Source organism: Streptomyces sp. SS8 (genome assembly GCF_054072955.1).
This window is the reverse complement of record NZ_JBSVCZ010000025.1, coordinates 86,811-107,998: the sequence shown is the minus strand read 5'-3', so window position 1 is coordinate 107,998 and position 21,188 is coordinate 86,811. Positions and strand designations below refer to the sequence as shown.

The window sequence follows — 21,188 nt, the reverse complement described above, 5'->3', positions numbered from 1 at the left end:
CACCTCCACCTCGTCGGGGTTGACGCCCTTGTTCGCCTCCTTGCCGGTGAGATCGCGGACCAGATCCGTCACCGCGGGCATCCGCGTGGACCCTCCGACCAGCACCACGTGGTCGATGTCGGAGACCGAGACCCGGGCGTCCTTCACGGCCTGGTGGAAGGGCCCCTTGCAGCGCTCCAGCAGGTCGGCGGTCAGCTCCTGGAACCGGGCCCGGGTGAGCTTCTCGTCCAGGTGCAGCGGGCCCTCGGCCGAGGCGGTGATGTAGGGCAGGCTGATGGTCGTCTCCGTGGCGGAGGACAGTTCGATCTTCGCCTTCTCCGCCGCCTCGCGCAGCCGCTGGACGGCCATCTTGTCCTTGGACAGATCGACCCCGTAGGCGTTCTTGAACTGCTTGACCAGATGGTCGACGATCCGCTGGTCCCAGTCGTCGCCGCCGAGGTGCGTGTCACCGTTGGTGGCCTTCACCTCCACCACGCCCTCGCCGATCTCCAGCAGCGAGACGTCGAAGGTGCCGCCGCCGAGGTCGAAGACCAGGACCGTCTGGTCCTCCTTCTCCAGGCCGTAGGCCAGGGCGGCGGCGGTCGGCTCGTTGATGATGCGCAGGACGTTCAGGCCCGCGATCTCGCCGGCCTCCTTCGTCGCGGTGCGCTGGGCGTCGTTGAAGTAGGCGGGAACGGTGACCACCGCGTCGGTGACCTTCTCGCCCAGGTACGCCTCGGCGTCCCGCTTCAGCTTCTGCAGAACCCGCGCGGAGATCTCCTGAGCGGCGTACCGCCTGCCGTCCACGTCCCCCGTCGCGGGGAAGCGCCAGCCCTCCTCGCCCATGTGCCGCTTGACCGAGCGGACGGTGCGCTCCACGTTCGTCACCGCCTGCCGCTTGGCCACCTCGCCCACCAGCACCTCGCCGTTCCTGGCGAACGCCACCACCGACGGCGTGGTCCTGGCGCCCTCGGCGTTGGCGACGACCGTGGGCTCGCCGGCCTCCAGCACGGACACCACGGAGTTGGTGGTGCCCAGATCGATGCCTACCGCTCGTGCCACTTGTGGTCCCTCCTCTCACCACCGCCGCCCACCGGCGCACGGTGCGGGAACCGGGCGTCTTCTGCCTGTACCTCCTGCATAAAACTTGAGCCGACTCAAGTCAAGCGGAGCCCCGCGCAACCGGCACGCCCATCGCAGGAGCCGTATCGATCTCTGGCCGCCGTCCGGACATGACGAGGCGGGCGGCACCCCGTGGGGTGCCGCCCGCCGCATCGAAGCCCTTTCCGCCGGGGCGCGTCCCGCGTCACTCCCCCGCTATGTGCCGCACGAACAGGCCCCAGCCCTCGCGGCCGACCGCGAAGGCCGGACGGCTCACGTCCTTGGAGTCCCGCACGTGCACGGCCTGCTCGGTGACGGCGACCTCCACGCAGTCATCGCCCTGGGCGCTGCTGTAGCTGGACTTGAACCAGTCGAGTTCCGTCGTCCTCACAACTCTCCTCGCATCCGCTCCAGCAGGCCCGCGGACTCTTTCGGGGACAGGGCCTGCGAGCGCAGTCTCGCATAGCGCTTCTGGATGCGGCTCACCTCTTTCCGGTCAGCGATCAGGCGCCCGTTCTCCTGTCCCTCCGAGTACGCCAACCACTGTCCGTTCGGTGTCTCAAGCAGCCGGACGGGACCGGCGAGGCAGGCGTGTTGCTCGCTGTCCGCAGCCATGACCTGGAGCGTCACGTTGCGCCGGGAGATGAGGCCGAGGATGTGGTCGAGCAGTTCGCGGGTGACCTCGGTCCCGCCGAGACGGCGCATGAAGACGGCCTCCTCGACGATGAAGTCGAAGGTGGTGCCGGGCCTCTCGTGGAGCAACCGCTGCCTCTCCAGGCGGGCTCGCACAGTGGCTTCCAGTTCCTCGTCCGTGAGAGGTGGAATGTCGTTCTCGCAGAGGGCGCGCATGTACGCCTCCGTCTGCAACAAGCCCGGCACCAGTCTGCACTCGTACGTGGCCAGGCTCACCGCGAGCCGTTCCAGGCGGGCCCACTGACGGAACCAGGCGGCCAGGCCTGGTTCGCCGCGCGTCAGGTACTTGGCGGCCTTGCGCAGGGCGCCGGTGTTGCCGAGGGCGATCTCGGCCAGTTCCACGAACGACTCGTCGGGCATCCGGCGACCCAGCTCCACCGACGCCACCGTGTGCTTGGAGTACCGCACCCAGGTGCCGAGTTCGGCGCGACTGAGACCGGCGTGCTCGCGCAGGGCCTGAACGACGGCCCCGAAGGTGCGCAGGCTGCTCGAGGGGTTCGGCTCCCCTCCCAGGTCCACTCCAGGGTCCGCTCCCGGATCCACTTCCTCCGTGGCGCAGGCGTCGTCTGTGGTCATGAGCGGCCCTCCCGGTGCTGTGCTGTACGCGCGGTCTCCCCCGCGGCCGAACCCGCCCAGAGTCACCGAAAGGGCCGCGCGTCGTCCACCTGGAGTGCGCGTACGGTCACTCGGCGTACGCGGCCCGCCGTCGAGGCGCGGGCGGTCAGCGCAGCGGCTCGAAGGGGGCCTCGCCCTGCTGGCCGTAGTAGGCGTGCAGCAGCGAGACCCTGGCGACCCGCCGCCCTTCCGTCACCGCCTCCCGCGCCGCGTCCCGTCCGGTGAAGTCCCGCCGCTCCCGCTCGTGTTCCACTGATGGCTCGATGGTGGGCGGGGCGTACAGCAGCGGCAGGTCGGCATCCTCCCGGACCAGTGTGACGACGAGGCGGTCGCGGGTGCGCGCGTCGCGGTACTCGTACCGTTCGGCGGAGGAGGCGTAGTCGGGGTGGAACGGTTTCCGCGAGCCGGCCCACCGGTCCTCACCGAGCGCCTCCGTCCATTTCTCGCCGATCTCCTCCGGGTCGCCGTCGAGGACGACGTACCGCTCCAGCCGCCACTGACAGCTCAGCGGGCCGGGCGGTTCGCCCTCGAAGGCGGGGTGGCGCAGACAGTGGTCCTTCGCGGCGGTGCCGAGCTGCCGTGACACGCCCGGCAGGCCGTCGATGATCTCCTCCAGGCGGCGTTCGCCCTCCGGCCCGGCCTCGCGGCTGGCCGCGTCGACCTCACCGGTCCGCGACAGGACGTCCATCGGCTTGGCCAGCCACACGTAGCCGTACCACCCCGCCGTGGCCAGGGCCGCCAGTGCGACCGCCGTCGCCGCCGCGCCGACGATCCCGCGCCGCACCCGCGATCCGGCCTTTCCCGTCACCTTCGCCCCCCGCTTCCCTGCCACAGCACGGCCGCGGTTCCGCCCGCGCCCTCGTTCACGGCACCACGCTATGCCCCTCCCCGCCCGACGTCCGTATCGCGATCGTCTGTGACAACTTCTCCCCGCACCTGGCCACGTGGAGGTGTCAGCGGGTGGGCACCTGGGCCGCGGCGAACAACGTCGAGATCGCCTGCACGCCGACCAACAGCTCCTGGCTCAACCGCATCGAAGCCCAATTCACCGCCCTGCGCTACTTCACCCTCGACGGCACCGACCACACCACCCACAAGGAACAGGGCAGCATGATCCGCCGCTACATCATCTGGCGAAACCGCCATGCCGACGACCAGCGCCTACGCGCCGTCGTCGACAGGGCGAACGTTGCCTGATATGGCACCAGGGGCAGTCCGCGCAAGCGAGCTCGACGGCGGCGGCGCGTTCACGCTGCCTGGCCGGGCGTCGAGGCACGCGCGACGGCTCAGTGCTCGGGGGCATCCCAGGTGACGTTGACCTCGCCCAGCCCTTGATCGGAGAGGAGCATCGAACGCTGGAGGCGGCGCAGCGCGGGAGAGGGCTCCAGGCCGAACTCCTTGACCAGGCTGGAACGCACCTTGTGGTACACCTCCAGCGCCTCCGAGCGTCGTCCGGCCCGGTACAGCGCAAGCATCAGATGCGCGCACAGACCCTCGTGCGTGGGGTGCCGGGCAATAATGCCCCGCAGTTCACCCAGGAGCTCATGGTGGCGTCCCAGACGGAGATCCGCATCGATACGGCGGTCAAGGAGGTTGAGGTGGGCCTCCTCAAGTTCCTCGACCTCCGCCTGGAGCTGAGGCCCGGTGCGTATGTCGGAGAGTGCGTCTCCACGCCAGAGCGCGAGCGCCTTGGTGAAGGCGTCGGAGGCGGCCTGGAAGTCGCCTTGCTCCCGGGCGCGGTAGCCGACCGCCGTGAACATCTCGAAGCGCCGCAGCGCCACCCGGTCGTCGGCGACCTTGAGCACATAGCCCTCGGACTCCGTAGCCAGGGCGAGCCCGGGCTCAGAGCCGACGGCCGCTCGGGACTGAGCCACGGCCTGGGCCATGCGCTTGCGCAGGTCGAGGACATACGTCTGCACGGCGGTTCGCGCGTACGTTGGGGCACTCTTGGACCACAGTTCCTGGACGATCATTGAGACCGGGACGAACTGATTGGCCCGCGTGGCCAGCAGTGCGAGGAGCACTTTGGCCTTCGGTGCTGTGGGAACCACCGAGATGGCACCCTGCGAAACCTTTAGCGGGCCGAGCACATCCACATACATCGCTTTCCCCCGTGCTGAAGTTCGGCTGCCATGCTGCCGCGTTCCCGGCACACCCCCTGGACATATTCCGGTAAAGCGTCAGGCAAGAGACACCCCGCTGTGCACCGCGGTAGCGGCGCTGAACTCCTTCATCACGCCGGCAATGTTCACGCCGTGGGGGCCGAGCGCCTGGCCGATCTTGTCCACATTCACATTTCCGCCAGGCTGACGGACGCACACAGTTGCGCTGATCTTCTGTTTCTTCCCGGGCTGATACTGCGTGGACATGATGCCCCCCTCATGACGACGCGAGAACTCCGCCGAGGCTAACACCCGGCTCGTGCGGCCCTGCAGAAGATCGATGCTTTTCGGCCAGCAGAAATGGAACAGTGAATTCCGGAAATCTTCGGTTCCTGAGAACATGGAACCTCATGGACTTTTGTTGATCAAATCGACTGACGCCACTGGCCGGCGTTTTCCGCCTCGATTCCGGGGATTATTCAGCCCCGGACCCGATGACCATGACTTGGCACTCCTGCTCGCCCCGGCGGCCCGCAAGAACAGCCGGCCGAACAGGCCGGCCACCCCACGCCTGACGGTCTGCAGCACCTCCTCGCCGGAGCGAGGTGGGAACCCGATGACATCCGCGACGATCTGCGGGAATGCCCGCCGGCCGGGGGTACCGAAGGCCGACGCACCGTCCGCGCCGGCGGGTACGTCGAAGGTCGTGCCGTCCACGACCGCCTTGCGCAGGTCACGCCAGAACACCTCGTCGTGACCGGCGGGAACCGTCGGTTCCCCGGCGACCACGAACAGCGCACGCAGCGGCGCGCTGCCCGGCCTGTCCCGTGCCCGGGAGACCGCCCCGTCCGTCGGCACCACGTGGCACTCCCTGCCACCCCGCGCCCACCGCAGTCCGCGTCACACAGACCAGCCGGCTCAAGTCATGGCTACCGGCCCCGGGCCAGGGCCGTTACCACTGCCAGGGCATTCACCTCGAAGAGCGCCTCACAGGCTCGACTGACCGCGTAGCAGAGGAAGTAGCGTTCGGCCAGCGCGATGCCGCCGGCGTCGAGGCCGGCGTAGAGCAGGCTGGTCAGCAGCCGGGTGGCAAGGAAGGCCGGATCCTCGTTCAGGAAACGTTGCAAACCATCCGAGCCGGCAACGACACGATGGAATGAACTGTCCTTCAGACCAACGCCGTTGGCGGGATCTGGGCCCTCGTCCTGGAGCCATAGGCGCCCCGCGCGGAAGTCTTCCGTCACCTCGGCCTTGACAGGATGCACAGCCTGGAACCAGGTCGCCGCAGCCGGGGACACCACGGGTCCGCGGCCCTCGGCCTGTGCCAGCACCCCGTCCACCAGGGGCTCCAGCTGGTATGCGATCCGCTCGTACTTCTGCTCCAGCATCGCCTGCGCGCCCTGCGGATCCCGGCTGGACGCGATGAACGCCTCGGCGTGCGAGCGATAGCTGAGAAACCCGAGAGGGACGCCTTCCCGCCCCTCCACGAGTTGCTGAACGGTCGCCGGCCCCGCGGTGCTGACGCCCCGCAGATGCGCAGCCATCAGTTCCGCCGCCGCCCACAGCAGGGCGGGCCTGCCGCGCTCCGACGCGACGGTCAATTCCAGCAGCGCCGGGCATGCCGACGCCAACACCGACCGGGTGACCGGCCCCAGCCGCGGCCCGGCGAACACGGAACCGGCGAGCGGAACCAGCCGGGCCGGGCCTGCCGTCACCTCGACCCGGCCGATCGCCCGCGCACGCTCCCGTGCTTGGCTCAGGCAGGCGCGGGACTCCTTTCTTCCCCCCGGCCGCAACTGCACGCAGAGAGCGGCGGTGCTCGGGCCGGCCCCCGGGACGGGCAGAAAGAATCCGGGCCGTTCAGGGGCCACAGCGGTCAGCAGCGGGCGGGCCACCTCCTGCAGCAGGCGCTCCCGGTCGGCCGCGGCCCCGGTCAGCCGGATCTCCAGCCAGTCGTCCGCCGGATCCGGCTCCAGCGGGACGTTCTCCGCGGCCGGTGCGGCGTCCGCACCACTGTGCGTGGTCATCCGAGCTCCGGCTGGGACATGGCCATCTCGAAGGCGAGCTCGATCAGTGTGATCCCGGCCTGTCTCCTGGGCAGCCGGATGCCCCGCTCGTCCTCGACCAGGCCCCGGCCGCGGAGGAACTCGGCGAGCGGGGCGATCGCCGGCCGGGTCAGCACCTCGGCCAGCTCTGTGCCGGTGGCAAGCCGCCACTGGTCCCGCAGGACCCCGTCGAACATCGCGAGACCGGCCTGGAGCAGCGAGACGAGGACTCGGTCCTGACCGGCCGACACATCGATGTCGAAGCCGAGCGGATCACTGATATAGGAGTGCAACCGCCCCTTCTTATGGGACTGGAACCGCCCGTCCAACAGGGAGATGGCGCCGGATCCCAGCCCCACCGTGTCGGCGCGGAGCTGGAAGTACATCGCCGCGAACGGCGAGACCTTGCCGAAGTAGCCCGAGGCGTACTCGGTGAGCCCCGATCCATGGATGGCCTGGCGGGCCCGGGTGAAGAGGAGCTGCTGCTTGCGCAGATAGTCCCGTTTCTCCACCCCGGCCATCCTGCGCCGCATAAAGGTGCCGGGCGTCGGGCGGAAGGAGTAGAGCGACAGGTGGCTCAGCGGCAGCTCCAGCGCCTTGGCCACCGTGGCGTCGAGTTCCTCGGCATCCTGGTCGGGGAAGCCCGACATGATGTCGATGGTCACGTCCTCAAAGCCGGCTTCCCGGGCGTTGTGGACGATCCGCTCCGCCTGCTCGGCGGAGTGCCGGCGGCCGAGCCGCCGCAGCCGGGCATCGTCGAAGGACTGTACGCCGCTGGAGACCCGGTTGAAGCCCAGCGAGCGGAAGAAGCGCAGCTTCGCCGCGTCCACGGTGTCCGGGCTGCACTCGATCGTGGCCTCGGCGACCCCGCCGAAGTCGAAGGAGGACCGCAGGGCCTCCATGATCTGGGTGGCCTCACGCTCGTCCAGACTGCTGGCCGTGCCGCCTCCCCAGTACATCACGTAGGGGGTGTGCGTCTCACTGCGCAGCCCCGCCCCACGGGCCTTGATCTCACGGCACATCGCGTCGATGTACGAGCGCCGGACGGAATCCTCCGGGCGGCGGAGCAGATCCTTGTTGGGAATGCCCTGGACCCAGTCACAGAAGGTGCACCGGGAGTAGCAGAACGGTACGTGTACGTAGAGCATCACCACCCGCCGGCCCGGTGTACTCAACGGAAGACCGGAGACTGACTCGTCTGCGGCGAGCGGCGCCATGGAGGGCATGGTAATTCCTTTCACAGCCGATGTGGCATACCGGGACCAGGAGAGCGGTGTCCGTGCCGAAAAACCGGGCGCGGACACCGCTCCCTACGTGTCAATGCACGCTGATCACCTAATGCACTCCTGGAGTCAGGAGGAGCAGGAACAGCAGCACTCGCAGGTGGTGCAGGAGGCCGACATCACCTTGGCCACAACCTCGCTGTCCTCCAGCCGGCTCTCGTCCAGGAACTCGGAAATCTCCAGGGCGTCGATGTCAAGATCCTTCAGTTCCGCGTCCATGGGAACTCTCCCTTCAATTTCGGTCGGAACGAATGCGCGTCGATTGACTGCGCACAAAACGGAGGCTATGGCGGGTCATTTCCGATGGTCAAGGCCCTTCGAGCGATCCGCGAGAAACGCTCGTAACCAGCTTTCCAGACGGCCTGTCATCGCTCCGCGCACACTAAGGAACGAGTGAAGAGGCGGTCAGCAGACGACAGGAAATCCACTAAAGAACAACTTGTCTTCGCACGTCACAGCATGAAACGGAGGAATCTCCGCCGTTTTTACAGCCTCTTGCCCGCGGTGATTCGGGGCGGATATACATGCGCTGTTCGCACACTTCACCCGGCACGCAGAGGAGATCCGCCATGGCCGAGCACGTGCGGGAATATTCCAGCGACTTCACCCTTCCGGACCTGGCAGAAGTGCGCGAAGAGGCGGCCGCCGTCGACACCCGGTCAGCCCTTTCGCTCCCGCTGGGGCAGGAGCCCCCGGAGTCACGCGCGGCCGTCGCGCTCGCACTGTGGGAGGACCGCTCGATAACCACAGATGAACTCAAGAAGGCGGCCGAGGAGAGGTGTGCGACCCGTGCTCCGGTCCTGCACACATTCGTCCCGCTCTACACGACCAACCACTGCGACTCCGAGTGCAAGATGTGCTCCATGCGGAAGGGAAACGTCCGTCTCGATCGCAAGTTCTCCGGCCGCAATGAGATCATCGAGCAGCTGCGAGTTCTACGCGACCATGAGGGTGTGCGCGGGGTCGGGCTACTCACCGGCGAGTACGAGGACAAGCACACCCGTCTCGCCTCGGCCTTCCGCATCGGCTGGGCCATCCGCACTGCGCTGGATATGGGCTTCGAGCGGATCTACTTCAACATCGGGAGCATGGAACCGGACGAGATCGAAATCCTCGGTGAATGGGTGGAGCGCGAGGACCCGGTCACCATGTGCGTCTTCCAGGAGAGCTATGACCGGGACACCTACCGCCGGTTCATGGGAAAGACGTCCGCCGGGGTGCCCAAGGCCGATTTCAACCGCCGCGTGACCTCCTTCGACCGTTGGCTCGACGCCGGCTACCGCTATGTGAACCCGGGCGTGCTGGTCGGGCTGCACGACGATCTGTCCGCCGAGCTGGTGGCCCTGGTCGCCCACGGCGAGCACCTGCGCCGGCGCGGGGCCGTGACGGACCTTTCCGTGCCTCGGATGCGTCCCGCCATGACATCGCGCGACACCACCCGGGTCAGTGACGAGGACTATCTGCGGATGATGGCGGCCGTCGCGTTCGCCTGCCCGGAACAGCGACTCGTCCTCACCACCCGCGAGCCCCAGGAGTTCCAGGACCGTGCCCTCGGCCTGGCCGGCGTCATCTCCCCCGGCAGCCCGGACGTGGCGCCCTACAGGGGCGATGCGCAGACCCGCAACGATGCGCGTTCCTCTCAGTTCCAGGTCGCCGACCTGCGCCGCCCACGGCACATACTCGACCGCATCGAGTCCTCGGGCATCGAAGTGGGGCACTTCGTCAACCCGTCGCCCCGGCCCGCCACCGCAGGCCGATCGTGATCGTGACTCAGCGACCGCTCGTCTACCTGCTCCATGGCCTGCTGGGCACGGCATACGCGCATTTCGGTCGGCAGATATCCGCATGGCGCGGCGGGTACCGGCCGGTGCCCATCGACCTGCCCGGCCACGGCCGGTGTCCGCTGGATGCCCAACCCGACTACTACGACGACGCCTTGCGCTACGTACTGGCCCTGCTCGACCGCTTCGGGCCGGGACGGCTGATCGGAGCCTCCTATCTCGGAGGCCCGCTCGCCGTACGTGCCGCCGCCGCTCGTCCGCACCTGGTCGGCTCCCTGGTGCTCACAGGGTTCGTGCCGGACACCGCCGAGGACGCCTTCCAGGCGCAGATCGCCGGCTTCGAGCAGCTGGCCGCGGAACATCCAGAGCTCGCAGACGAGTACGAGCGGCTGCACTCGATGCGCTGGAAGCAGACGCTCGGCTCGGTCGTCGCCCACGTGGGGCGCGACTTCGCGGGAACGGTGCGCGTCAGCCCGCAGGAACTGACAGAACTCGGGATCCACACGCTGTTGATCAACGGATCGCTCAAATCCGCTGAGCGGGCCGCCGCCGAGAGCGCGGCCCGCCTCGGGGGGCCGGTCAGCGGTCATGTCGTGCCGGGCGCGGGCCATCTCGTCAGCAGGGACGCCCCGGAGCAGTTCATCCAGACCGTCGAAACCTTCTGGCACCGGGAGGCCGAGCATGACTTCGCCTGAGCCGCCATCTTCCGGCTCGCTGCGGGAGGACCTGTCCCGGTTACTCCAAGAGGGGGATCTGCACCGCCCGCTCGACTCTCTGGAGGTGGTCGTGGTGCGGGGATTCCTCACCCAGCGCCTGCCACTCCTGGATACCCCCACGCCGGGGGACGTCCCCAAGACCATCGAAGGATGGGTGACATGGGCCGAACGCCATTCAGCCGCTTCCTGACACCCGCCGTGTCCGGTTCCACGGCCTCGGGCCGCGACCCCGGCGTGTACTGGGGAACGGAGTTCGCATCCTGGGACGACCTGCTGTCCGAGGGGCGCCGGCGCGCGGCGCTACTCCGTTGCGGCACCACCTACGCCGTGGACCCGGAAGGCGGGCCGATGGCGTCGCTGGCCTCGCTGCTCGCCGTCGCCTCGGTCCCGGACACAGCGCTGCTGTGGGCATCTCCGAAGCGCCTGGGACTCACCGTCCGCGAATCGGCTCCCGAGGTGTTCGAGGTGACCGGAGGAGCCTCGCTGCCGGCCCCGTCCGATCGCCCGCTGTGGGGCATCTGCACCTCGGGCAGCACCGGCACGCCGAAGGTGGCCATCGGCCACGCCGACGAATGGGAGCTGATCGCGCTGCACAGTGAGGCGGCGATGTACCAGGACGCAGTCGGGGGCAGACCCCCCACCGCGCTGGCCACCTGCCTGCCGCTGGGGTTCTCCGCCGCCTTCTTCATGTCCGTACTGCCGGCACTCTTCTTCCGTCGCGATCTGCTGATCTTCCCGCCGCACGACTGGCGTCCGCTGACCGGCCTGGCTCAGCGGCACCGGGTGGCCGCGCTGGGTGTCCCCGCCCTCGCCGCCGCCGCGTGCATCAACGCGATCGAGCCTGCGGCGATGGACTCCGTGGCGCTGTTCCTGGGAGGCGGCCATCTCAGCGGCGAGCGGGTGCGGCTCATCCGGGAGCACTTCACCGGCATCCGGGTGAGCAATCTCTACGGCACCGCGGAAACGGGGGCGATCGCGCTGGACCACGACCCCGGACACAACGAGCACGTCGGATTCCCGATCGCCGGGAAGTCCGTGTGGATCCGGGACCCCGACAAGCGGGGCACCGGCGAGGTGTGCGTCACCGGGCCCGGCTGTGCCCAGTACCAGTGGCGCCCCGGGCAGGCGCCGACCCCCACCGCCGGCCTGGTGTCGGGGACGGACTACGGGCGCTTCGATTCCGCCGGTCACCTCTGCCTGGAAGGCCGCCCGGACGGCGGCGAGAAGCTCGCCGGCGTACTGGTGTATCCGCGGGCCGTCGAGCGCCATCTGCTCACACTGGACGGCGTCAGCGACGCCCGGGTCACCGTGGAGCACCCGTCCTCCGGACTGGAGCATCTGGCCGCCACCGTGGTCGGGGATGTCGACCCCCCGGCTGTCGAGGAGCACTGCACCCAACTGCCGGAACACCAGCGGCCCAGCCGAATCCGCTACGTCTCCGAGGGCGAGGCGGCATCCGTCTACACCGCACACGGGAAGCTGTGACATGGCTGACGACAACTCCCCCCACGTCACCAACGCTGTCCAGCAGGGCCTGGACAGCACCTACCGGGTCCGCGCCGACGCGTTCTACGTCCGCCAGGACGACGGCGTCTGGCTGGGCAACAACACCGGCTCGTTCTCCGTCCGCGGCCAGGGGGCCTACCAGCTGGTCAGTTCCCTCTTCAGCAACCTGGACGGAGAGCGCAGCCTGGCCGACATCTACGGCGACCTCTCCGAGAACGCACGCAGTTCGGTGCTGCGCCTCATCCGCGTGCTGCTGCACAACGGCTTCATCAAGGAGGTCAGCCATCCCGCCGAGCCGGTTCCGGACTGGATGCGCGAGCGATACGCCACCCACCTCGCCTTTCTGGAGCACCACGCCGACCGTCCGGTGACCCGGCTGCGCCAGGTGCGGACCCGGCGCGTGGTCTGCGCCGGCCAGGGCATCGCTCTGCACGCCATGCTCGACGCCCTGCGCGAGTCCGGCATCGCCCGACTGGACGTGGTCACCGGGAAGGAGGACGCGGATACCGCCAAGCAGTCGGCCCAGGTGCCCGACAGCGGCTATCGCTGGCGGCTGCACTCCACCGACGGCGATCCGCTGGAGAGCCTCGACGACCACCCGGCCTGCGCCGGCGCCGATGTGGTCCTGCTCGCCTGCGATGACGTCACCCCGGCCGCTCTCGGCCGGGTGCAGCGCCTGCTGCGCTCGCGCGGCATCCCGGTCGGCGTCCTCGGCCACTGCGGGCCGTTCACCACGGCCGTGCCGCCGCTGGCCGACGCGTCGTGGTGCTGGGAGTGCGTGTATCGGTCCATCGGTGTCCCCGCCAACGGGGACACCGCAGGGCTGGCGCTCTCCACCGCTCCTGCCACTGTGGGCGCGCTGCAACTGGCACAGCAGGTGTTCGCCCTGCTGGCCGACGTCCGGATGCCCGACGCCGAGTCGGTGACGACGGTGGAGCCGCTGGCCCCGGTCGTACGGCACCACACCGTCTACCAGCACCCGTGCTGTCCGCACCACGGCCGCGAGGCCGTCGCCCTCACGCAGCCGGCCGCGTCCGGTGATGAGGAGAGGGCCGGGGAGACCGCCGTGCCGGAGACGGCGGTGCGCCCGGACATACCCATGCCCGAGGACCCTCCGGAGCGTGTCGCCGTCTCCGACCGCATCGTCGTGACCGCCGCCGGCCTGACCGACCCCCTGACCGGACCGCTGCTCGCGCTGGGCGAGGGCGACCTGAGCCAGCTTCCGCTGTCGGCCAGCTCATGCCGGGTGGTGCATCCGGCCGGCGACGCGGACCGGCCCGCTGCGCTGCGCGTGATCTGCAGGGCGCTCTCGCCGCGCGAGGCGCGCAACCAAGCCGTGCTGTTCGCCATGGAACAGCTGGCCACCCGGGTCGCGGAACTGACCTGGCCGGCAGAGCGGGACGCCGCCCGGTACCGGTTCGGCGCCGGATGGTCGCTGGCCGAGGCCCGGTTCCGGGCCCGGCTGCACGCCGCGCTGGACGCGCCGGCCGGGACACCGCATGAGGCTGCCGGACCGGAGGAGCGACCGGCCGAGGGGACCGTCCTCGCGTTCCTCGCCCAGACGCTGGACAGCCTCGGTACCGGCGCCCGGTGGCGCGCCGGCGAGCTGGAGAAGCCGGCGCACGGCACCGTACGGGCCCGCATCACCACCGCCGACGGCGCCACCGCGACCGGCGTCGGCACGCACCGGGATCAGGCGCTCGCCCATGCGCTGGCCCGCGCCGTGGCCGCGCGTACGACGTCCGGCTTGGGGCCGCGGGACCTGGAGCATGTCGCGTTTCTCGCTCCTCCCGTCCGTACCTGGGCTCAGACGGAGGCCGCCGACCTTGCCGCGCACGAGGTCACCGAGCTGCTGCCGTTCCTCCGGTCCGCCCCGGACAGCGGATCCGGCGGGGGCGCCACGTTGCGGGTGGTCGCCCTGGCATCCGAGGAGGTCTCCCGATGACCCTGCCGACCACCCTCACCGAGCATGCCGCCTCCGGGCCAGCGGTGGTGGGCGAGGGCTACCTCGCCCACCACCTGGCCAACCGGTTCGCCGTCGCTCCGGTGCCGCCCCCGCCCACTCGTGGACAGCAGGACATCACCGTGCTGGTGGCCGAGCTCGGCGAGCTCGGCGACTACCAGGACACCATGGTGGAGAGCCTGGTTATGGGCAGGCGACTGCTGTTCGTGGGCACCTGGCGCTCCCTGGCGTACCTCGGGCCGCTGTGGACACCGGGCACACAGGGCTGCCCACGCTGCCTGGTGACCCGTACCGCCAACACTCCCTTCGGCCCCGGCCTGGACGGAGACGATCTCGCGGAGTCCCTGCCTCACGCCCCCGATGTGCGGACCTGGGGGCCGGGGGTGCTCGGCATCATCGAGCACTATGTGCGGGCCCTGCTGTCCCAGGACACACCCCTGGGTGACACGGCCACGGACCGACAGGTGGTCGTGGTGGACGGTACCGCCGGCTCAGTGGAGCACCAGCCGCTGCTGGCCGACTCGACCTGCCCCGGCTGCGGCGCGATCAGCACGGACACGATGCCCGAGCTGACCCCCCGCGACGTTCCGGTCACCAAGCCCGACCCAGCGGTGCTGCGCACCGGGCGGCTCGACCTGGACCGCCTGTGCCGGCAGCTGCTCTTCCCGGGCCTCGGGCTGTTCAAGGAGGTGCGCCAGGACCTGCAAAGCCCGTTCGGGGCATGCTCCGTTGAACTGCCGTCCCGCTGGGGGCGCCGGGAGCCGGCCATAGGCCGCGCTCGGGACTACCGCTCCAGCCGGGCCGTCGCCGTGCTGGAAGGACTGGAACGGTACGCGGGGCTGCAGCGCGGCGGCCGGGCAGCTCCGGTGCGCGCCAGCTACGCGGAAGTCGCGGACCGCGCGCTGTATCCGCCTTCGCTGGGCACCCATCCGCCGGAGAGCCATCAGCTCGAGGGGTTCCGCTACCAGGAGTTCCACCCGGACACCGTCGTCGACTGGGTGCAGGCCTACTCCTTCCAGCAGGACGGTCCAATCCTCGTGCCGGAGCGAGCGGCCTTCTGGGGGCCGCGCCACGACGCCGAGGTCTCGTTCTTCTACGACACCTCCAACGGCTGCGCCCTGGGCAGCTGCACCGAGGAGGCGGTCCTGCACGGGCTGCGCGAACTGGCCGAGCGCGATGCCTTTCTGCTTACCTGGTACCGACGTCTCGCACTTCCCGAGGTGCAGTTGGAGGGCGCTGACCCGCGGCTGGACCAACTATTGGCCAAGTCGGGACTGTTCACCGGTTTCCGCTTCCGCTGCTTCAACGCGACCATGGAATACGGCATGCCGGCCTACGTCCTGACGGCGGAGAACTCCCGGGACGACGGCCCGCGGACGTTCGCGGGAGGCGGCGCCCATCCCGATCCGGTGCAGGCCGTGACCGGGGGCCTGCACGAACTGGTCGGCACCATTCTCGCCACCCGGGACTCCTACCAGCGCAACCGCGGGGCAGCGCTGCGGATGCTGACGGAACCGGACCTGATGCGCCGCATGGAGGACCACTCGGCGGTCGGAGCTCTCCCCGAGGCCCGCGACCGCTACGCCTTCCTCCTCGACCGACCCGCCACGGCCGGCGGACGGCTGCCGCTCGCGGAGATCCCGGGCACCCTGCGGTCGGACCAGGACGACCTGCGGGCCGACTTGCACACCGCGTTGGCCGGTGTCCTGGACGAGGGGATGGATGTGCTGGTGGTCGACCAGACGATGCCCGAACTGCGGCACCACGGCGTGTGCTGCGTACGGGTGTTGGTGCCCGGCCTGCTGCCGATGACCTTCGGCCACCGCAATCGCCGTACGGCGGAACTGCCTCGGCTCACCGAGGGCACATCGCTTCCGTACGCCGCCCAGCCTGACCCGGACGCGCCGATCGGCGCCATCCCGCACCCCTTCCCATGACGTCCCACGGCGGAGGCCCGCGCCGCGCCGGCGGCCCCGTCCCTGTGGCCTGTCCAGCCCACCGAGAACGAGAAGTTGGAGGGGATCGAACCATGGCACAGCCCACCGTGCCCGAGCCCATCACCAATGACGAGCTCTATGCGTACACCGAGGGGCTGCGGCGCGATCCCCGCGGAGCCAACCCGCCCGACTGGCGGGTGGACTGGGCCGATGGCCCCTGGCCCGTCACGGTGTACAGCGGGGGCCGGCGCACTTCGCTGTCCGCCACCTCCGCCGGGCCGCTCAGCGCGCTCCACCGGGTGCTGAGCGGCAGCCTGGCGATCAGCAGGGTACGCAACGATCCCGCCGGTGGCATCCAGGCCACACCCGAAACGCCGGTGCCGCACCACGGGCCGCGCGTCCAGATGCGCCGACCCGTCCCGTCCGGTGGCGGCATGTACCCCACGGAGGCGTACGTCGTGCCGGCGGAGGAGGACCTTGTCCACCACTACTGCCCGTACCGGCATGAGCTGGTGTGCCTTGGCCGCACCGGTGCTGCGGCCCTGCTCCGCCGGACCCTGGGGTTGGCCGAGGACGAGCCCACAGGGCACCTCGTGGTACTCGCCACCCGCTTCTGGAAGAGCTTCTACAAGTACGGCGACTTCACCGCCCGGCTCGCCGCCGTGGACGCCGGTGTGGTGCTGGGCCGGGTCCTGCGGCTCGCCGAGGCCGAACCGGGCCCCGTCCGGCTGCGCACCGGCTTCCTCGGAGCGGCCGTCGCCGAATGCCTCGGGATCGCGGCCACCGAGGAAGCGCGGGAGGTCCCCTGGGCGGTCCTCGGGTTCGGCCCGCCGGCCGGCCACCGCGGCGCGGCCCCCCCGGCCTCCGTACCTGCGCCCCCGCGGGCCCTGGAGCGGTCCCGCCGGATCAAGCGCTCAGCCGCCTTCGACCGGTTGCAGCGTGCCTGCCAGCAGCCCTCCGTCCCGCCCGCTCCGGCGGTCGGCAGCGAACCGCCTCTACTACCGCCCCTGGAACCCGTGCCCCTGGCCGCCCCTCGCCGCCCGGCGCTGCTCGACCCCGCCGTACTGGCCCGGCGTGCCTCCCGGGGTGCGCGGTTCACCGGGGTGGAGGTGGAGTGCGCCGCTCTGTCGACCGTGCTGCACACCGCCGCGGATGCGCTCAGCGGGCTCGCCCGCACCGGATCCGGGCCGGCCGCGCACTGGGCCGCACGCACCCGGCTGCACTGCGCGGTTCACCGGGTGTCCGGCGTGGCGCCGGGCTGGTACCGCTACCAACCGGAGGAGCAGAGCCTGCTCCGCACCGGCGCGGACGCCGATCCGCGCTGCGCGGTCACCGTCCGCAAGGCGCTCTTCGCCGCCTCCTTCAACCCGGAACTCGCCGCCTTCACGGTGCATGTCAGCACTCCGCTGGACTGGCGGGCGTGGCGGGGGCCGGTGGCGTACCGGGAGCAGCAACTCGCGGTGGGGGCCGCCATGGAGGCGATCACCCTGGCCGCCGCCGCCGAAAGGCTCTGTGGCCATCCGGTCCTCGGATTCGACGCGGACCTCATCGACCGGGCGTACCGGCTGGTGGACAGCGGCCACGGCGTACAGGGGCAGATATGTGTCGGCGCAGTGCGCACGGACCCGCATTGGGAGATGGGAATTTCACAACGGTGACCGGAACCGAGCAGCTGACAGACACCGAGCGGCGGCAGCGGCTGCCGGAGGCCGATGGCGAGGGGTTCAGCCCCTACCTCCTCTTCCGGCGCGGCACCCTCACACCCGCGTCCCTGGACGGGCTCGTCCCCCAGCACACCTGGGAGTTACTGGACCGTGCCGATCGCTGCGCCCAGGCGCGTGAAGAGTTACGCGGCCGTCTGGAGGACACCCTCTACGCCGCCGTCCCCGGAATGCCGGCAGCGGAGCGGCGCGACCTGCTGCGGCTGCGCAGGACCATTCACAACGACCGGCCGCCGGTCGCGCTCCCGAGCCTGGCCGGGCTCCCGTCGGAGTGCCGGGAGCTGCTGGAGTCCTGGCTGCGGAAGCGCGCCGAAGGCGACCGGCTGCTCGACGAGGCCGCCGCCGCCCTCCCCGGCGAACTGAACGCCGGACGCACGGCACTGGCCGCGCTCATGACCCACGAGGACTTCCAACGCGGTGTACAGCTCTCCGACGAGGCCACCTGGCGCGCGCTGCGCGGCTACGCAGCCGATCCTCACGCGACGGGCCGTAAGCCCAGCAGACGACGCCGGCTGGAGAACACCCTCACCAGCTTCGCCTACCGGGTGGTGTTCAAGCCCTCTCCCTTCGGCTCCTTCACCGAGATCGGCGCCCGCCCCTGGGACCGGCCGGGCGCCGGCGGACCGGTAGGCGACTCGGCCGCGCGCCGCCCGTCGCAGGTCCGGCTGAGCGTCGGCCTGCTGTCGTGGATGAGCTACGAGCTGCGGCGCCTGGCGGGCTCCGAGGACCTGATGCGGATCCGGCTCAACAACTCCCTGATCTCCCACGGCGACCGGGTACTGTGCGTCCGCCGGCCCCCGGACGGCGCCGACGCCTCCGCGTTCGGGGCGGCCCAGGTCGTCTCGGCCAAGAACACCGAGCTGGTCCGGCTGCTGCGCCGGCTGCTGTCCGACGGCGATCTGACCGAGCGCGCCCTCCGCGACCACCTGACGGCGGCCGGACTCGCCCCGGACACCGCCGCCCGCACCGTGGACAAGCTGGTGGAGGCCGGTCTGTGCCACCGCGGACTCGGGCTGCCGGATCAGCAGCCGCGCCCGGCGCAGGCCGTCGCCGCACGGCTGCGCGCCCTGCCCGGGCCACAGGCCTCCGAGTGCGCGGAGATCTTTGCGCGGCTGCAGGCCATCGAGGACACCCTCGTCGGCGCAGACGCTGACGAGCGCGCCGGCCTGCTGACCGAGGTGCGGGAGCAGGTCGCCCGCTTCGTCGAGTTGTGCGGCGCCCCCACACCCGCACCGGAGGCGATGCGTTCGGTGGTCTTCGAGGATGTCGGGACCCAAGAGCCGCCGCACGACGACCCGACCGCGCTGGTCGACGGCGAGTGGGCCTCCCTGGAGCTCTTCCAGCGGATCGTGCCTGTGCTGGACGACGCGTCCATCGAGAAGGCCGGCCTGTACACGTACTTCGCCCGGCTGTACGGCGGCGATGAGGGTCCGGTTCCGGCCATCGAGTTCTACCGGGCCTTCGCCGAACTCACGCCGAACGAAGCCGCGGCGGTGGCGACGGGGCAGGGCGACGCGCACTGCGACCGGCTGCGCGAGTTGCGTGCGGAACTCCTCGACGAGCTGCGCGCCGCCGCCGGCCGGGATGGTGAGGTACGGCTGGACGCCGCCCGGCTGCGCGCCTTCGCCGACCGCCTGCCCGCTTCCCTGCCGCCCTGGCGCTCGGCGGCCTACCGGGTGCAGATCGCCACCGAGGCGAGCGAGCGGCTGGCCGTCGTCAACGGAGTCACCACCGGCCAGGGCGTGTTCTTCTCCCGCTTCTGCGAACTGCTGGCAACCGCCGGTCCGGAGGGCTGGAGCCTCGCCGGCGCGCTGCGCCGGTGGATCACCTGGAATGCGCCGCGGCAGACCGATCTCACCGCCGTTCTCGGCCTCAACTTCAACCTGCACCCCCGGCTCAGCCCTCATGAGCTGGTCTACCCCGGGTCCATTGCCCGCCCTGGCTCACCGTCGGAGCCGCTGACGCTGGCAGACCTGTTCGTCCGTGCCGACCACCGTCGGCGCCGGCTCCAGCTCGTCTCCGCGCGGGACGGCGAACCGGTGGACCTGGTGCCACTGAACTTCCTTTACCCGGCGGCGGCGCCCGGCCTGTACCGCTTTCTGTGCGCCTTCGCTCCCACCCGTACCTACCGCGGTGGCCTGTGGGAGCAGTTGGCCCGTGCGGACGCCAGGTCGGGCCGGCCCGTCCCGCCCGGACCCCAGCGGCGCCCGCGGGTGCGACTGGGTGGCCTGGTGCTGGACCGGGCTTCCTGGAGCTTCCCGGCCCAGGACATCCCAGAACCCGCCGGCGGCGGGGAGTGGGACACCGAGATGCTGGCCCGCTTCGACCGCTGGCGCCGAGCGCACGGCGTACCGCGCCACTGTTTCTTCCATCTGATCTCCGCTCCGCCACCCGGCGACGGGTCCGGGGACGTACTGGAGGAGACCCGCCGGTGGGCCCTTCAAGCCCGCAGCGCCCGACTGCACAAGCCGCACTACCTCGACTCCCGTAACCCCTTTCTGCTCCAAGTACTCGCCCGGCAGTTGACCGAGGCCGCCGACGGGACCGTGGTCTTCCACGAGTGCCTGCCGTCGCCCGCCGACACCTCCGCGACACACCCGCCGCGGAGCGCGGAGGAGTTCTTTCTGGAGTACACGCTCTCCTCCCGCCGCTCCGCCCATCCGCACGTTGAGGAGGACCACCGTGCCCAGGACTGAGGCCGCCGCCTGGCAGAGCCTGCACATCCACCGCTACGAGGACCAGGACGGCTTCCTGGTCAACGGCCTCGCCCCGGTGCTGACGCCGCTGCGCGCCTCGGGCGCGGTGGAGGAGTTCTTCTTTCTGCGCTACTGGCAGGGCGGCCACCACATCAGGCTGCGTCTGCGGACCTCCCTGAAGACGGCGCAGGATGTGGCCGATGCCCTCGTCGCCCATCTGGCCCGCCACCCCGCCGGCACAGGCCTCGACGCCGAGGAGTTCGGTCCCGCACAGGCCACCATGGCCGCACTGGAAGCGGAGACGGCGAGCGAGGTGCTGCCGTCCGATTCGGTACACCACGCCACCTACACACCCGAGTTGGAGAAGTACGGAGGCAACCTCGGCGTGGCCATCGCGGAGCGCTTCTTCGTCGCAAGCAGCGATGTGGCGCTGGCCACGCTGGCCCGCCTTCCCGGCGGCTCCGGGAGGCGGCTCGGCGTCGCCTTCTCCACCATGCTGCGTGGGCTGTGCGCCGCCCGGCTCACCCCGGCCGAGATGGCTGGCTTCTTCGCCCACTACTGCGTGCTCTGGTCGCCCTATGTCTTCGACCGGTTCCTGGCGGACTGGCCCGAGCTGCTGCGCGCGCGCCGGGAGTCCGTCGGCCGGCACGCGGTCACGGTGCTTGACCAGTCCGACCGGGAGCCGACCGATCCGTTCGGCCGGGCGGTGGGCACCGCATGGCGTGAGCTGGCCGAATCCGCCGACACGGTGCTGCCCGCGGTCACCCTGGGGGGCAACGACGCGCCTGTGGCGCGGCGGCGGCAGATTCTACTGGTGAGCTATCTGCACACGCACAACAACCGGCTCGGGCTGATCCCTGAGCAGGAGTCCTTTCTCGGTTGGCTCGGACACCACGTGATCAGCGAATACGCCGGGCTTCCCCCCGCGGCGGACCTGCTGGACCGGGTCCGGGCCACCCGGCGCGAACGGCTCGGCGCCTACGCCGACCTCGCGCCCACTCCCTGAAACCCGCCGGCGCCGGTCCGGCAGCTTGCCGCACCGCGCTCGAT

18 protein-coding genes and 1 pseudogene are annotated in these 21,188 nt (G+C 70.4%); 9 read left to right on the top strand and 10 right to left on the bottom strand.

The window, feature by feature from the left end; genetic code table 11:
• The 4 genes from ACW69E_RS22350 to ACW69E_RS22335 form a co-directional block, all read right to left on the bottom strand.
• Window positions 1–1,041, bottom strand: a 1,041-nt coding sequence (locus tag ACW69E_RS22350; RefSeq protein WP_457500061.1) for an Hsp70 family protein, incomplete at its 3' end; no start/stop codon positions are given.
• Window positions 1,042–1,285: 244 nt separating this feature from the next.
• Window positions 1,286–1,471, bottom strand: coding sequence for a DUF397 domain-containing protein (locus ACW69E_RS22345; protein ID WP_457500060.1), 186 nt, complete (start codon window positions 1,469–1,471; stop codon window positions 1,286–1,288).
• Window positions 1,468–2,349 (bottom strand): helix-turn-helix domain-containing protein, encoded by an 882-nt coding sequence (locus tag ACW69E_RS22340; protein ID WP_457500059.1) that lies wholly within the window; start codon window positions 2,347–2,349, stop codon window positions 1,468–1,470. Before ACW69E_RS22340 ends, ACW69E_RS22345 begins: the two co-directional genes overlap by 4 nt.
• A gap of 145 nt (window positions 2,350–2,494) precedes the next feature.
• Window positions 2,495–3,196: a hypothetical protein gene (locus ACW69E_RS22335; protein WP_457500068.1), complete on the bottom strand. Its 702-nt coding sequence runs from the start codon at window positions 3,194–3,196 to the stop codon at window positions 2,495–2,497.
• Window positions 3,197–3,276: 80 nt separating this feature from the next.
• Here ACW69E_RS22335 and ACW69E_RS22330 point away from each other — a divergent pair.
• Window positions 3,277–3,585, top strand: a pseudogene (locus tag ACW69E_RS22330) (IS630 family transposase); the annotation flags it as partial.
• Between the two features lie 89 nt (window positions 3,586–3,674).
• On the opposite strand, the gene ACW69E_RS22325 reads toward ACW69E_RS22330, so the two are convergent.
• From ACW69E_RS22325 to ACW69E_RS22300, 6 genes are all read right to left on the bottom strand, one after another.
• A complete protein-coding gene (locus tag ACW69E_RS22325) occupies window positions 3,675–4,439 on the bottom strand; it encodes an AfsR/SARP family transcriptional regulator (protein ID WP_457500058.1) in 765 nt (254 codons plus the stop codon).
• Window positions 4,440–4,568: 129 nt separating this feature from the next.
• A complete protein-coding gene (locus tag ACW69E_RS22320; RefSeq protein ID WP_457500057.1) occupies window positions 4,569–4,892 on the bottom strand; it encodes a hypothetical protein in 324 nt (107 codons plus the stop codon).
• Between the two features lie 6 nt (window positions 4,893–4,898).
• On the bottom strand, window positions 4,899–5,351 hold the full coding sequence (locus ACW69E_RS22315; RefSeq protein ID WP_457500056.1) for a hypothetical protein: 453 nt from the start codon (window positions 5,349–5,351) through the stop codon (window positions 4,899–4,901).
• Window positions 5,352–5,419: 68 nt separating this feature from the next.
• The gene (locus ACW69E_RS22310; protein WP_457500055.1) at window positions 5,420–6,517 is read right to left on the bottom strand and encodes a hypothetical protein; all 1,098 of its coding nucleotides are present in this window, start codon (window positions 6,515–6,517) and stop codon (window positions 5,420–5,422) included.
• Window positions 6,514–7,710 carry a coproporphyrinogen-III oxidase family protein gene (locus tag ACW69E_RS22305; protein WP_457500054.1) on the bottom strand — a complete coding sequence of 399 codons (1,197 nt, stop codon included), beginning with the start codon at window positions 7,708–7,710 and terminating at the stop codon, window positions 6,514–6,516. Before ACW69E_RS22305 ends, ACW69E_RS22310 begins: the two co-directional genes overlap by 4 nt.
• Window positions 7,711–7,887: 177 nt before the next feature.
• The gene (locus tag ACW69E_RS22300; protein ID WP_206351315.1) at window positions 7,888–8,037 is read right to left on the bottom strand and encodes a thiocillin/thiostrepton family thiazolyl peptide; all 150 of its coding nucleotides are present in this window, start codon (window positions 8,035–8,037) and stop codon (window positions 7,888–7,890) included.
• A gap of 350 nt (window positions 8,038–8,387) precedes the next feature.
• Between ACW69E_RS22300 and nocL the strand changes: the two genes are divergently transcribed.
• The 8 genes from nocL to ACW69E_RS22260 all read left to right on the top strand — a co-directional run bounded on the left by nocL (window position 8,388) and on the right by ACW69E_RS22260 (window position 21,144).
• On the top strand, window positions 8,388–9,581 hold the full coding sequence (gene nocL / locus ACW69E_RS22295) for a 3-methyl-2-indolic acid synthase (protein ID WP_457500053.1): 1,194 nt from the start codon (window positions 8,388–8,390) through the stop codon (window positions 9,579–9,581).
• Between the two features lie 2 nt (window positions 9,582–9,583).
• Window positions 9,584–10,294, top strand: a complete 711-nt coding sequence (locus ACW69E_RS22290) for an alpha/beta fold hydrolase (protein ID WP_457500052.1) — start codon at window positions 9,584–9,586, stop codon at window positions 10,292–10,294.
• Window positions 10,295–10,474: 180 nt separating this feature from the next.
• Window positions 10,475–11,800, top strand: coding sequence for an AMP-binding protein (locus tag ACW69E_RS22285; RefSeq protein WP_457500051.1), 1,326 nt, complete (start codon window positions 10,475–10,477; stop codon window positions 11,798–11,800).
• Window position 11,801: 1 nt separating this feature from the next.
• Window positions 11,802–13,766, top strand: a complete 1,965-nt coding sequence (locus ACW69E_RS22280) for a hypothetical protein (RefSeq protein ID WP_457500050.1) — start codon at window positions 11,802–11,804, stop codon at window positions 13,764–13,766.
• Window positions 13,763–15,721, top strand: coding sequence for a TOMM precursor leader peptide-binding protein (locus tag ACW69E_RS22275; protein WP_457500049.1), 1,959 nt, complete (start codon window positions 13,763–13,765; stop codon window positions 15,719–15,721). The genes ACW69E_RS22280 and ACW69E_RS22275 overlap by 4 nt, the downstream gene beginning before the upstream one ends.
• A 92-nt stretch (window positions 15,722–15,813) precedes the next feature.
• Window positions 15,814–17,379: a hypothetical protein gene (locus ACW69E_RS22270; protein WP_457500048.1), complete on the top strand. Its 1,566-nt coding sequence runs from the start codon at window positions 15,814–15,816 to the stop codon at window positions 17,377–17,379.
• Entirely contained in the window at window positions 17,376–20,138 is a 2,763-nt protein-coding gene (locus ACW69E_RS22265) for a lantibiotic dehydratase (protein WP_457500047.1), read from the top strand. Before ACW69E_RS22270 ends, ACW69E_RS22265 begins: the two co-directional genes overlap by 4 nt.
• The gene (locus ACW69E_RS22260; RefSeq protein ID WP_457500046.1) at window positions 20,125–21,144 is read left to right on the top strand and encodes a lantibiotic dehydratase C-terminal domain-containing protein; all 1,020 of its coding nucleotides are present in this window, start codon (window positions 20,125–20,127) and stop codon (window positions 21,142–21,144) included. The genes ACW69E_RS22265 and ACW69E_RS22260 overlap by 14 nt, the downstream gene beginning before the upstream one ends.
• Window positions 21,145–21,188: the final 44 nt, after the last annotated feature.